This window comes from Granulicatella sp. zg-ZJ (genome assembly GCF_010892355.1).
GTDB lineage: Bacteria > Bacillota > Bacilli > Lactobacillales > Aerococcaceae > WM01.
The window spans coordinates 1-13,336 of record NZ_WNJY01000020.1; the positions used below are offsets into that span (position 1 = coordinate 1).

Here is a 13,336-nt window from a genome sequence, read left to right on the forward strand (position 1 = left end):
GTACCTTGAAAACGGCGAATATAATTTTGAGAGAAAGTAGAATAATGTGGGGTAGGTTTAGAGAAAGGGAGGTTTAAAAACCATCTAAACGCTACATCCGTTTCGACACGTTTAATGGTTTCTCGCATGGATTTAATGCCATAAATATCTTTTAAAAAGACCAATTTAAATAAAACAACAGGGTCTAAACTATTGCGACCGTTGGTATGACTATAATAGGGAGAAGTAATCTCATAAATAAAGTTGAAATCAATTGATTTATCAATTTTACGTAGTAAATGGTCTTTTGGTACTAATTCGGACAATGTGTTTAATATGATTTCATCATTTGGGTGAGTTTCTTTATAAAACATAGATTTTTCCCTCCTTTTTCTTATCTCTATTATACCACTTTTAAGCGTTATTATCGTATCAGACGTTGTGGTACGAATGGCTTCGTTCTCGCACGTAGTAGAGAACGAGCGATGTATCGTGTACATCGTGGTAAGCCGTACAACTTAACGTCTGATACGAAAAAAGACTGTCGACATTTTAATTTGTCAACAGTCTGGAGTGAGTAAATTTTCAGATTTACTCACTTTTTCTATGGTTTTTCATGAAAAGTTTTTTACAAATAGAGTGTATAGTGTTAGAATGTATCAGTTGATAATTTGAATTGGAGGAAAATATGACATTAAGAAACGATATTAGAAACGTTGCGATTATCGCACACGTTGACCACGGAAAAACGACACTTGTAAATGAATTATTGAAACAATCTCACACATTAGACGCACGCTTAAACTTAGAAGATCGCGCAATGGACTCAAATGATATTGAAAGAGAACGTGGAATTACGATTTTAGCTAAAAATACAGCTGTACAATATCATGACACACGTATTAACATTATGGATACACCTGGACACGCCGACTTTGGTGGAGAAGTAGAACGTATTATGAAAATGGTTGACGGTGTATTATTAGTAGTGGATGCATACGAAGGAACAATGCCTCAAACACGTTTCGTATTAAAAAAAGCATTAGAACAAAAATTAACACCAATCGTTGTTGTGAACAAAATTGATAGAGATGCTGCCAGACCAGAAGAAGTCGTTGATGAAGTATTAGAATTATTTATCGAATTAGGTGCTGACGATGACCAATTAGAATTTCCGGTTGTTTATGCTTCAGCAATTAACGGGACCTCTAGTTTATCAGATAATCCAGCTGAGCAAGAACAAACAATGGACTATATTTTTGATACGATTATCAATCATATTCCTGCTCCAGTGGATAATAGCGATGAGCCGCTACAATTCCAAGTGTCATTATTAGATTACAATGACTATGTTGGACGTATTGGAATTGGACGTGTGTTTAGAGGAACGATTAAAGTGGGAGATGCTGTATCTGTTTTGAAATTAGATGGGTCAGCTAAACAATTCCGTGTCACAAAATTATTTGGTTTCTTTGGACTAAGTCGTGTCGAAATTCAAGAAGCAAAAGCAGGAGATTTAATCGCCGTAAGTGGTATGGAAGATATTTTCGTTGGAGAAACAGTGACGCCGATTGATGCACAAGAAGCATTACCAATTTTACGAATTGACGAACCAACACTACAAATGACTTTCTTAACGAATAATTCTCCATTTGCAGGACGTGAAGGAAAATTTGTCACTTCTCGAAAAATCGAAGAACGCTTAATGTCAGAATTACATACAGATGTTTCTTTACGTGTCGATCAAACAGATTCCCCAGATGCGTGGGTTGTATCCGGACGTGGAGAACTACATTTATCTATTTTAATTGAAAACATGCGTCGTGAAGGATATGAATTACAAGTATCTCGTCCAGAAGTGATTATTCGTGAAATTGACGGTGTGCGTTGTGAACCGTATGAACGCGTACAAATTGATACGCCCGAAGAATACATGGGTTCTATCATTGAATCATTAAGCTCTCGAAAAGGCGAAATGCAAGAAATGGTACACACAGGAAATGGACAAATTCGCTTAATATTCTTAGTGCCTGCTCGTGGGTTGATTGGTTACTCGACAGAATTTTTATCTATGACAAGAGGATATGGTATTATTAACCACACATTTGATCAATACTTACCAGAAATTAAAGCAAAAATCGGTGGACGTCATAATGGAGCGTTAGTATCTACAGAAACGGGTAAAGCAACGACTTATGGTATTATGGGTGTTGAAGATAGAGGAACAATCTTTATTGAACCAGGAACAGAAGTTTATGAAGGTATGATTGTTGGAGAGAATTCTCGTGAAAATGACTTAGCAGTTAATATTACACGTGCAAAACAAATGACGAATATTCGTTCAGCAACGAAAGACCAAACAGCTGTTATTAAACGTCCACGTGTGTTATCTCTGGAAGAATCTATCGAATTTATGAGTGATGATGAATATTGTGAAATTACACCAGAAAATATTCGTTTACGTAAACAAATTTTAGATAAAGGCGAACGTGACCGTGTTGCGAAACGTAAGAAAAAAGCTGAAGAAATGAATTAGTATATGAAGAAAACGGAGAAAATCGACATGCCTGTTCGATTTTCTCCGTTTTGACTTTATAGGTATTGATGTACAATAGGCATGATGAAAGGTTTCTGTTATAATACAGTTATAAAGAGATATAAGGATCAGAAGGTATCTCTCAGAGAATTTAGCTTAGTTCTATTCTTTTTATACGTTGTGATTGTGATAAAATACATGTATAAAGAAGGAAAAAATGAAAAACAAAATGTTAAAAAAAGAAGAAAAAGAAATATCAGATAAAAATCTTGAAAAAATTTTATTTTATGATACTATAATGTATGTGTTAGCACTCTTGTTCAAAGAGTGCCAAAAAAATCAAGGAGGTTTATCATGTTAAAACCATTATCAAATAGAGTTGTTTTACAATTTGAAAAAGAAGAAGAAAAAAAAGTCGGTAGTTTCTTATTACCAAACAGTGCAAAACCTGCGGAAAATATGGCAAAAGTTGTTGCTGTGGCAAAAGATGTAGAGGATGTTAAAGTCGGTGACATGGTCGTGTTTGAAGCATTCGCAAGTGAAAAAGTAGCACATAATGGAGAGGAATACATTGTTGTTAAGGTAGAAAACTTAGTAGCAATCGTAGACTAATAGGAGGTAGTAACACATGGCAAAAGATATTAAATTTTCAGAAGATGCACGCGCAAGTATGATGCGTGGTGTTGATATTTTAGCGAACACTGTAAAAGTAACCTTAGGACCAAAAGGTAGAAATGTTGTTTTAGAAAAACAATTTGGTTCTCCGCTTATTACAAATGATGGTGTAACCATTGCAAAAGATATTGAATTATCAGACCACTTTGAAAACATGGGTGCAAAATTAGTAGCCGAAGTTGCTTCAAAAACAAATGATATTGCCGGAGATGGTACAACAACAGCAACTGTTTTAACACAAGCGATTGTACGTGAAGGGTTAAAAAATGTGACTGCTGGTGCAAATCCAGTCGGTATTCGTCGTGGTATCGAATTGGCAACGAAAAAAGCCGTGGAAGCATTACATGCTATTTCTGTACCGGTTGAATCTAAAGAGTCTATTGCACAAGTTGCAGCGATTTCTTCAGGTGATTATGAAATTGGTGCTTTATTGGCAGAAGCAATGGAACGTGTTGGAAAAGACGGCGTTATTACAATCGAAGAATCAAAAGGCTTGGATACAGAGTTAGACGTTGTAGAGGGTATGCAATTTGATCGTGGATACTTGTCACAATATATGGTAACAGATACAGATAAAATGGAATCTGTTTTAGAAAATCCTTATGTATTAATCACAGATAAAAAAATCTCAAATATTCAAGAAGTATTACCGGTTTTAGAACAAATCGTGCAACAAGGACGTCCATTATTGATTATTGCTGATGATGTAGACGGTGAAGCATTACCGACATTAGTTTTAAATAAAATTCGTGGGACATTCAATGTTGTTGCTGTAAAGGCACCAGCCTTTGGTGACCGCCGTAAAGCGATGTTAGAAGACATTGCCATTTTAACGGGTGGGACAGTGATTACACAAGAATTAGGTTTAGAATTAAAAGACATGACAATGGCTGAATTGGGATCAGCAGGTAAAATCGTTGTCACAAAAGATTACACAACAATTGTTGAAGGGTCTGGTTCAAAAGAAGCGATTGAACAACGTATTCGTTTAATCCGTGCTCATATTGAAGAATCTACATCAGAGTTTGACCGTGAAAAAATGCAAGAACGTTTAGCAAAATTATCTGGTGGTGTTGCGGTTGTTCGTGTCGGTGCTGCTACAGAAACAGAATTAAAAGAACGTAAATTACGTATCGAAGATGCCTTAAACGCAACACGTGCTGCTGTTGAAGAAGGTATCGTTCCTGGTGGGGGTGCAGCACTTGTGACAGTTCAAAAACAAGTGGCTTCTATTGAAGAAACAGGTGACGTTGCAACAGGTGTGCGTATTGTTGTTCGTGCATTAGAAGAACCATTACGTCAAATCGCTGAAAATGCAGGATTAGAGGGCTCTGTTATTGTTTCTCAATTAAAAGAAAAAGAAGTAGGTATTGGATACAATGCTGCAACAGACGAATGGGTAAACATGATTGAAGAAGGTATCGTTGACCCAACGAAAGTAACTCGTTCAGCATTACAAAATGCCGCAAGTGTTGCTGCATTATTATTGACGACAGAAGCTGTTATCGCTGATAAAGAGGGTGAAGGCGGTATGCCAGCACATCCAATGGGTGGCGCTCCAGGCATGGGTATGATGTAATTTTAGAAAAAATGATAAAACCGGAGTGGCTCGAAGTAGCCACTCCGGTTTTTGATGTTAATGTTCATTTATCGCTCGTTTTTTGAGCGATAAATTTCTTTTTTTATAGTATAATATCGCATATAAGGAGATGTATAAATGAAACCACCATTTACAATAACGAATACAATGCTTCATAAAGTTGTTGATATATCAAAGATAATCGGACAATTAGAATATCATGTAGAGAAACATCTTACATTAAGAAAAGAAAATCGTATTAAAGCTATTCAATCATCATTAGCTATTGAAAAAAACACCTTAACGATTGAACAAATGACAGATATTATTGACGGAAAAAGAGTTTTAGGTCATCCTAGAGAAATTAAAGAAGTAAAAAACGCATATGATGCCTACGAAGAAATTTTAACGCTATATCCATATAAGCAATCTGATTTTTTAAAGGCACATGGATTATTGACAGCGGGTATTGTTAATGAAGCTGGAAAATATCGACATCAAGATGTTGGTATTTATGATGAATATGGGAATATTGTACATATGGGAGCTAGACCCCAATTTATTCAAAGTTTGATGAATGATTTATTTGATTGGGGAATTAATGACGATACACCTGAAATCATTAAGAGTTGTGTGTTTCACTATGAAATTGAAACAATTCATCCATTTTCAGACGGGAATGGACGAATGGGTAGATTATGGCAAACGGTTATTTTAGCAAACTGGAACCCTATTTTTGCATGGATACCTATTGAAACTATTATTTATGAAAATCAACAAGCATATTATGAAGCACTTAGTCGTTCTGATAAAGAAGCACAATCAAATGTGTTTATTGAATTTATGTTAGATATCATTTTGAAAACACTGATTGCTTATAAAAAAAGTGATACAATAAATCATAAAGAGATAGACGTACCCGTAGAATTAACAGGTGTCGAGAGAGCGTTTTATAGTATACTGAAAAAATATTTATCTACTCATTCTCATATCAATTCGGTAACAGCTAGTAAACTTACTGGAAAATCAGTACCAACAGTGAGAAGATATTTAACTAAATTTGTTGAATTAGATTTACTGAAAGCAAATGGGCATAATAAAAATAGAACATATACATTAGTGTAAACTAAATGTATTGAGGTGTTTATCGCTCATTTATCGCTCGTTTTTTGAGCGATAAATGAGCGATAACACTATTTTCTATTGATTAGAAAATAAGTTTAGCGTATAGTGATAAAGTCATCATGTGATAAGCATTTTTAATGGACGAGTGTTTTATCCGTCCTTATAATAGAAAGTGACGGATAAAAAAGGAGAGAATGTATTTTGGCAAAAAAATCAGTATATGAATGGGTTCAAAAAGAGCAACCAGAAGAACAAGATATTAAAGCCTTTCAAGAAGAAACAGGCTGTGATAGAAGTTTTGCCATACTATGTTTGCAACGAGGCGTTCACTCAAAAATACAATTAGAACAATTCCAAAATCCTACATTAGACCAGCTACATGATCCATATTTAATGCACGATATGGAAAAAGCGGTTAATCGTATTAAAGAAGCCATTGAAAAAAATGAAAAAATATTGATTTATGGTGATTATGATGCGGATGGGATAACGAGTACGACGATTTTATCTGAAGCGATTGATATGCTAGGTGGTAATGTTCATTTTTACTTGCCAAATCGAGCAACTGACGGATATGGACCAAATGTAGATGTGTATAAATATATGATTGATGTTGACCATGTAGAGCTGATTGTTACATGTGACAATGGTGTTGCTGGGCATGAAGCGATTGATTTAGCCATGAAAAAAGGTGTTGATGTCATTGTGACAGATCATCACGAACTACCCGAAGCATTACCCAATGCATACGCTATTGTGCATCCAAGGCACCCTAAAGGAAATTATCCGTTTAGTGATTTATCCGGAGCAGGCGTTGCCTTTAAAGTGGCATGTGCTCTTTTGGAAGAACTTCCAATGGAATTATTGGACATTGCATCTATTGGTACAGTGGCTGATGTTGTGAGTTTGGTGGACGAGAATCGGGTTATTGTATCGCACGGGTTACGAATGCTTAAACAAACACAGCGTGTCGGTTTATTGAAACTGCTCTCAAAAGCAGGCGTTGATACTGAAAAGGCAACGACTGATACAATAGGCTTTACGATAGGGCCACGCTTAAATGCAATTGGTAGGTTAGATGATGCAACACCGGGTGTTGATTTGCTTATGACTTTTGATGAAGATGAAGCAGATGCGTTGGTTGACTTGATTGAACAAAAAAACAATGAGCGAAAAGCCGTTGTTGATGCCATTTCTAATGAAGTGATGGCGTCTTTACCGAATCCGTTGCCAAACCTTATTTTATTAGCTAATGAACATTGGCAAGCAGGTGTTTTAGGCATTGTTGCCAGTCAAGTTGTTGAAAAAACAGGAAAACCAACCATTTTATTACAAAAAAATATAGAAACGGGATTGGCTAAAGGTTCTGGAAGAAGTGTTTCTTCTGTGAATTTATACGATGTATTATCGAGTGTGAAAGAAGAATTTGTTGCATTTGGTGGGCATGAAATGGCAGCGGGGATGACTGTTGCTATTGATAAAATTGACATCTTACAACAACGTTTACAAGAATTTGTCCCGAGCGAAACAAAGCGATTTTTAACATACGATACCGTTTTAGATGCAAAAACATGTACTATTGAATTGCTTCATGCGATTGATACACTAGCACCTTTTGGTACTGGAAATGAACGACCAATTATTTGTGTGAAACACACGATGCTCTCTCAAATGAAAGCAATCGGTACAAAAAAACAGCATTTAAAAGGACAAGCAGATCAAATGGATATTGTTCAATTCAATGCGATTCAAGATATTCCTTATTTAAAAGATAATGTCGTAGCCAGTCTTGTTGGACAGTTAAATTTAAATGAATGGAATGGACTCGAGCGAGTGCAATTTCGTGTCATGGATAGTTGTATTAACGGTACACAATTTTTTGACTACCGTGGAACAAAAATGACAGAAAAAGATATGATGATAGACAATGCTGTCTATTTATTCTTTGACAAAAAATATTATGATTACTTTAAAGAAAAACTGATAGATACTAGTACAGCCGTTTATTATGAAGAAGATGTACCCAATACCGTTGAAAACTTAGTTTTATTTGATTGTCCGCCCAATGAAGACATATTCAAAAATGTTTTGCAAAATATAGCAGCGGATAATGTATATGTTATGGCACACACGCGAAAAAGTGCCTATTTAATAGGATTACCAACACGTGAACAATTTGGCGTGCTTTATAAATACATTCATAAAAAACAAGAATTTGTGATTAGAGATATGTTAGATACGCTTGTAAAACAATTAAATATTAAAAAAGATGTATTGATTTTCATGATACAGGTGTTTTCTGAGGTGAAATTTGTTACAATAAAAGACGGTGTTTTAATATTCAATCCACAACATGAGAAATGTGTATTAGAAGAAACCGAAGTATTTAAAGCATATAAAGAAAAAATGTGGATTGAGCAAGCTCTAATTTACACACAATTTTCTCAAGTGATAGATGGTATCAAAGGGTATCTAGGAAAAGGAGAGGCAAGATGAAGTTAGAAAATTATATTGCAACAGTACCAAACTTTCCAAAAGAGGGGATTATTTTCCGTGATATTTCTCCACTAATGGAAAATGGAGAGGCATATCGCTATGTTACAAAAGAAATTGCGGCGTATGCCAAAGAAAAAGAAGTTGATATTATTGTTGGGCCAGAAGCAAGAGGGTTTATTATTGGTTGTCCTGTTGCCAATGAATTAGGCGTTGGTTTTGCACCGGTCCGTAAAAAAGGAAAACTACCTCGTGAAACAGCAGAAGTGACGTACGGTTTAGAATATGGACAAGATACATTACAAATTCACAAAGATGCCATTAAACCGGGGCAACGTGTACTTATCTGTGATGATTTATTAGCTACGGGTGGTACAATCGCAGCTACGATTAAATTAGTTGAATCATTAGGTGGTATAGTTGTCGGTACAGCGTTTATTATCGAGTTATTAGATTTAAATGGACGTGAAAAAATTAAAAACTACGACATTAAAGTGTTTTTAAAATATTAACAAATAGTTGTACACTCACGTTAATCCCGTTAGCGTGAGTGTATTTCATAAAATTATTGACAAACACTCTATTTTCCTATAGAATAGACAAGACGATAAAGCAGAGGCTCCCGCTTCTCGCCTAAGTAGACCAAAGGTCCTTGGGCAAATAGAGATTCGATTTATGAATGTCAGTGGGTGCACACGTGCACCCACTGTTTTTCTGCTAAGTCAAAAAATCTTGGAGGTGATTGAAATAGCAAAGGATATGATGGTAAATGACGGCATTCGTGCTAAAGAATTACGTGTGATTGATGGACAAGGTGAACAACTAGGCGTTATGACACGTACACAAGCGTTGAAGCTGGCAGAGGATGCAAACTTAGATTTAGTGCTAGTTTCTCCAAATGCGGTGCCACCAGTAGCTCGTGTAATGGACTACGGGAAATACCGTTTTGAACAGCAAAAACGTGAGCGTGAAGCACGTAAAAACCAGAAAGTTGTCACAATTAAAGAAGTGCGTTTAAGTCCAACAATTGATGAGAACGACTTCCAAACAAAACTGCGTAGTGGACGTAAGTTCTTAGAAAAAGGAGATAAAGTAAAAGTATCTATCCGATTCAAAGGACGTGCGATTACACACAAAGAAATAGGACAACGTGTATTGGAAAAATATGCTGAAGAAACAGCCGATATTGCAGCGATTGAATCACGTCCGAAAATGGATGGACGCAGCATGTTTTTAATGCTAGCGCCAAAATAAATAGTAGGTTTATAACCTTGACAAGTAGAAATATTGTAGGAGGAAAGCAAAATGCCAAAACAAAAAACACACCGCGGATCAGCAAAACGTTTTAAAAGAACTGGTAACGGAGGTTTGAAACGTTCTCATTCAGAAAGAAGCCACCGCTTCCACGGTAAATCTAAAAAACAAAGACGTCAACACCGCAAAGCAACAATGGTAAGCAACAGCGATATGAGACGTATCAGAAAACAATTAGCACAACTTCGCTAATTGGTATTGCGTAACGATTATTATTGAAAATAAGAGATATAAAACGCAGGAAGTCAAATATGCGTTTATCATAAGGAGGAATTGACTATGCCACGTGTAAAAGGTGGAACAGTGACGCGCAGACGTCGTAAAAGAATTTTAAAATTAGCAAAAGGTTACTATGGAGCAAAACACTTGTTATTCAAAACAGCTAAAGAACAAGTGATGAAATCTTATTCTTATGCTTATAGAGATCGTCGTCAGAAAAAACGTGATTTCCGTAAATTATGGATTACACGTATCAATGCAGCTGCTCGTTTAAATGGATTAAGTTATAGCGTATTTATGAACGGCTTAAAAGTTGCAGGTATCGAAGTGAACCGCAAAATGTTAGCTGACTTAGCTGTAAATGATCCAGCAGGATTTACGGCTTTAGCAGAAGAAGCAAAAAAAGCATTAAATAAATAAGGAAAAAGGCGCTTTTGAGTGCCTTTTTTGTGTATTCTGTGTATAATAGAAGTATCAACGTTTGTAAAAAGGAGGGAAAAAGTAATGAATATCGTTATTGTAAACTCAGCAACAGAAGGGGCAAAAAAAGCGTTTACTTTATTTGAGCAATCTTTTCAAGAAAAGGCAATTGTTTTTGGGCTTGCGACAGGGTCAACACCAATCGAATTGTATCAGTTATTAAGAGAAAGTGATTTAGATTTTTCTGATAAAATTTCGATCAACCTAGATGAATATATCGGTTTATCCGCAAAAGATGAGCATAGTTATCATTATTTTATGAGAGAGCAATTATTCAATGATAAGCCTTTTAAAGAAAACCATATTCCAAATGGATTAGAACAGTGCGAAGAAATTGAAATTTCAAGATACGAAAATATTTTGAAACAATATCCAATCGACTTGCAATTACTTGGTTTAGGTACGAATGCACATATTGGGTTTAATGAACCTGGTACATCATTTGATACTCGCACACATAAAGTAGCATTAACGGAGTCAACGATTCAAGCGAATAAACGTTTTTTTGAAAAAGAAGAGGATGTCCCAACATATGCTTATTCAATGGGGTTACAGTCTATCATGGATGCTAAAAAAATTGTATTGCTTGCCTTTGGTGAAAATAAGGCTCAAGCTGTCAAAGATATGATTGAAGGTCCTGTGACGATAGATGTTCCAGCAAGTATTTTACAAAAGCATGATAATGTCACGATTATTATTGACGAATGTGCAGCAAGTTTATTAAAAAGGTCATAATTGCATGACCTTTTTTTCTGTTCATTTGATGCCAAATAGCTTATAATAAAAGGGATAGTGAAAGGAGGTACTTTATGTATCAAGCTTTGTATCGAGTATGGCGACCACAAACATTTGATGATGTTGTTGGGCAGCAAGCTGTTGTCAAAACATTGAAAAATGCGATTGCAACGAATAAGGTAAGCCATGCTTATTTATTTACAGGCTCAAGAGGGACAGGAAAGACGAGTGCGGCAAAAATTTTTGCAAAAGCTATAAACTGTCCACACCAAGAAAATGGCGAACCGTGCAATAAATGTGCGATTTGTCAGTCAATTACGGAAGGCTCTTTGAGTGATGTTATTGAGATTGATGCTGCTAGTAATAATGGTGTTGAGGAAATCCGAGATATTCGAGATAAATCTAGATATGCACCAACAGAAGCTGCTTACAAAGTATATATTATTGACGAAGTGCACATGCTCTCTACAGGGGCGTTCAATGCTCTTTTGAAAACATTAGAAGAACCAACACAAAATGTTATTTTTATTTTAGCAACAACAGAGCCACATAAAATACCTGCTACAATTATATCAAGAGCACAACGTTTTGATTTCAAGCGTATTTCTCAAGAGGATATTGCTAAACGGTTAATATACATATTAGAGCAAGAGCATATTGACTATGAAGAAGCAGCCATTCAAATTATTGCCAAAACAGCACAAGGTGGTATGAGAGATGCGTTAAGTTTACTTGATCAGGCGATTTCTTATGGAGATAGTGTAACTTATGAAAATGCCTTAGATGTTTCTGGGAGTATTTCTCAAGAGGAAATGGGAGCTTATTTAGTGGCGTTATCTCAACAAGACACAGGTACAGCGCTATCTATTTTACATACAATTCTTTCTCATGGTAAAGAATCAACACGTTTGTTGGAGGAATTGCTATCTTTTTCAAGAGATATTTTAGTGATGCATGCAGTGGGAAAACAGACAACTCTTGTATCTAGTGTTCATTTAGATACATTAACGCAAATTTCGTCTAGTTTTATCTATCGCTTTATTCATGAATTAACATTGACACAACAAGCGATGAGAGTGTCCACACAACGAGATTTATATTTAGAAGTTTTGACGGTTAAAATGGCAACAGAGGAAGAAATACCAGTATTAGAAACTGCAACGCTTGAGTTAGAAACATTGAAACAAGAAGTATCAAATTTGAAGAATCAGTTAGAAAAGCTAATGGACAGTGGTATAACCTTTGAAAAAACGGTTGAAAAAGTGGTGCCAAAACCAAGTAAACCACAAGAAGTATTTAAGCCTAATTTAGCACGTATTTTTAATATTTTAGCACGTGCTACAGTGCAAGATAAACAAAAAATTCAAGATGAGTGGCAAGATATTTTGTCGTGTTTAGCAGTTAGTCAACGAGCAAAATTGAACGCTTCTACCGTATTAGCTGCCAGTCCAGAAGGTGTAGTTATTGGTTTTGAATATGATTTATTATGTGGATTAACTGCAGAAGATGCTGAGTTGAAAAACGATATTAGCAAACATGCCATGCGTTTAATTCAACATCCATGTGTAGTTGAATGCGTGCCACATAATCAATGGAAAGATGTTCGAGATAAATTTATTCAAGCTAAAAAAATGGGGACATTAGAACAATATTTAACACCTGATGTATCAGAAAAAGTATCTATAATGCAAGCAGTTGATTCAAAACAGTTTATCGAAGAAACAATAGAAACAACTTTAGAAGAAATACCAGAAATAATTAGTAAAGCAACAGCGTTATTTGGAGATGCTGTGTATATACAGGAGTGATGAAACAATGATGAAAAATATGGGAAACATGCAAGGTATGGTGAAACAAGTACAAAAATTGCAAAAGGAAATGGAACAAGCACAAGAATACTTGAACACACAAGAATTTGTCGGAAGTTCTGTGAATGATTTTGTGAAAGTATCTTTAAATGGCAAACGTGATGTGTTAGATGTGACAATCGCACGAGAAGTTGTAGATCCAGATGATATTGAAATGTTACAAGATTTAATGGTTGCTGCTATAGCAGATGCTTTGAAAAAAGTAGAAGATCGTACGAATGAAGTTATGGGTCGTTATACAAAAGGATTACCTTTCTAAGAGTGTATATCAAAATGAAAAAGAAAACATATAGCTATATCATCTTATCTTTTATTTTTATGTGTGGCATGTTC

Annotated in this window: 14 protein-coding genes and 1 other annotated feature; of the genes, 13 read left to right on the plus strand and 1 reads right to left on the minus strand. The window is 35.5% G+C overall.

The annotated features are described in order from the left end of the window. The coding region (locus GMA11_RS06340) for a transposase (RefSeq protein WP_163546351.1) at nucleotides 1–353 on the minus strand (353 nt) is incomplete at its 3' end. A gap of 314 nt (nucleotides 354–667) precedes the next feature. Between GMA11_RS06340 and typA the strand changes: the two genes are divergently transcribed. From typA to GMA11_RS06405, 13 genes are all read left to right on the plus strand, one after another. Continuing rightward, entirely contained in the window at nucleotides 668–2,515 is a 1,848-nt protein-coding gene (gene typA / locus GMA11_RS06345; protein ID WP_163546352.1) for a translational GTPase TypA, read from the plus strand. Between the two features lie 217 nt (nucleotides 2,516–2,732). Beyond that, nucleotides 2,733–2,876, plus strand: coding sequence for a hypothetical protein (locus GMA11_RS06350; protein WP_163546353.1), 144 nt, complete (start codon nucleotides 2,733–2,735; stop codon nucleotides 2,874–2,876). After that, nucleotides 2,870–3,127 (plus strand): co-chaperone GroES, encoded by a 258-nt coding sequence (locus GMA11_RS06355; protein WP_163546354.1) that lies wholly within the window; start codon nucleotides 2,870–2,872, stop codon nucleotides 3,125–3,127. The genes GMA11_RS06350 and GMA11_RS06355 overlap by 7 nt, the downstream gene beginning before the upstream one ends. A gap of 16 nt (nucleotides 3,128–3,143) precedes the next feature. Beyond that, a complete protein-coding gene (gene groL / locus GMA11_RS06360) occupies nucleotides 3,144–4,769 on the plus strand; it encodes a chaperonin GroEL (RefSeq protein ID WP_163546355.1) in 1,626 nt (541 codons plus the stop codon). A gap of 138 nt (nucleotides 4,770–4,907) precedes the next feature. Further along, on the plus strand, nucleotides 4,908–5,894 hold the full coding sequence (locus tag GMA11_RS06365; protein WP_163546356.1) for a Fic family protein: 987 nt from the start codon (nucleotides 4,908–4,910) through the stop codon (nucleotides 5,892–5,894). Between the two features lie 201 nt (nucleotides 5,895–6,095). After that, complete coding sequence (recJ, locus tag GMA11_RS06370) at nucleotides 6,096–8,390, plus strand: single-stranded-DNA-specific exonuclease RecJ (protein WP_163546357.1); 2,295 nt, start codon at nucleotides 6,096–6,098, stop codon at nucleotides 8,388–8,390. Next, nucleotides 8,387–8,899, plus strand: a complete 513-nt coding sequence (locus tag GMA11_RS06375; protein WP_163546358.1) for an adenine phosphoribosyltransferase — start codon at nucleotides 8,387–8,389, stop codon at nucleotides 8,897–8,899. The genes recJ and GMA11_RS06375 overlap by 4 nt, the downstream gene beginning before the upstream one ends. Before the next feature lie 92 nt (nucleotides 8,900–8,991). Further along, nucleotides 8,992–9,108 (plus strand) — a sequence feature (ribosomal protein L20 leader region). A gap of 20 nt (nucleotides 9,109–9,128) precedes the next feature. Next, the gene (gene infC / locus GMA11_RS06380; RefSeq protein WP_163546392.1) at nucleotides 9,129–9,641 is read left to right on the plus strand and encodes a translation initiation factor IF-3; all 513 of its coding nucleotides are present in this window, start codon (nucleotides 9,129–9,131) and stop codon (nucleotides 9,639–9,641) included. 51 nt (nucleotides 9,642–9,692) lie between these two features. Then, complete coding sequence (rpmI, locus tag GMA11_RS06385; protein WP_163546359.1) at nucleotides 9,693–9,893, plus strand: 50S ribosomal protein L35; 201 nt, start codon at nucleotides 9,693–9,695, stop codon at nucleotides 9,891–9,893. 87 nt (nucleotides 9,894–9,980) lie between these two features. Beyond that, complete coding sequence (gene rplT / locus GMA11_RS06390) at nucleotides 9,981–10,340, plus strand: 50S ribosomal protein L20 (protein WP_163546360.1); 360 nt, start codon at nucleotides 9,981–9,983, stop codon at nucleotides 10,338–10,340. Between the two features lie 84 nt (nucleotides 10,341–10,424). After that, nucleotides 10,425–11,135, plus strand: a complete 711-nt coding sequence (locus GMA11_RS06395; protein WP_163546361.1) for a glucosamine-6-phosphate deaminase — start codon at nucleotides 10,425–10,427, stop codon at nucleotides 11,133–11,135. Between the two features lie 74 nt (nucleotides 11,136–11,209). Beyond that, nucleotides 11,210–12,943 (plus strand): DNA polymerase III subunit gamma/tau, encoded by a 1,734-nt coding sequence (gene dnaX / locus GMA11_RS06400; RefSeq protein WP_163546362.1) that lies wholly within the window; start codon nucleotides 11,210–11,212, stop codon nucleotides 12,941–12,943. 7 nt (nucleotides 12,944–12,950) lie between these two features. Beyond that, a complete protein-coding gene (locus tag GMA11_RS06405) occupies nucleotides 12,951–13,262 on the plus strand; it encodes a YbaB/EbfC family nucleoid-associated protein (protein ID WP_163546363.1) in 312 nt (103 codons plus the stop codon). Nucleotides 13,263–13,336 lie beyond the last annotated feature (74 nt).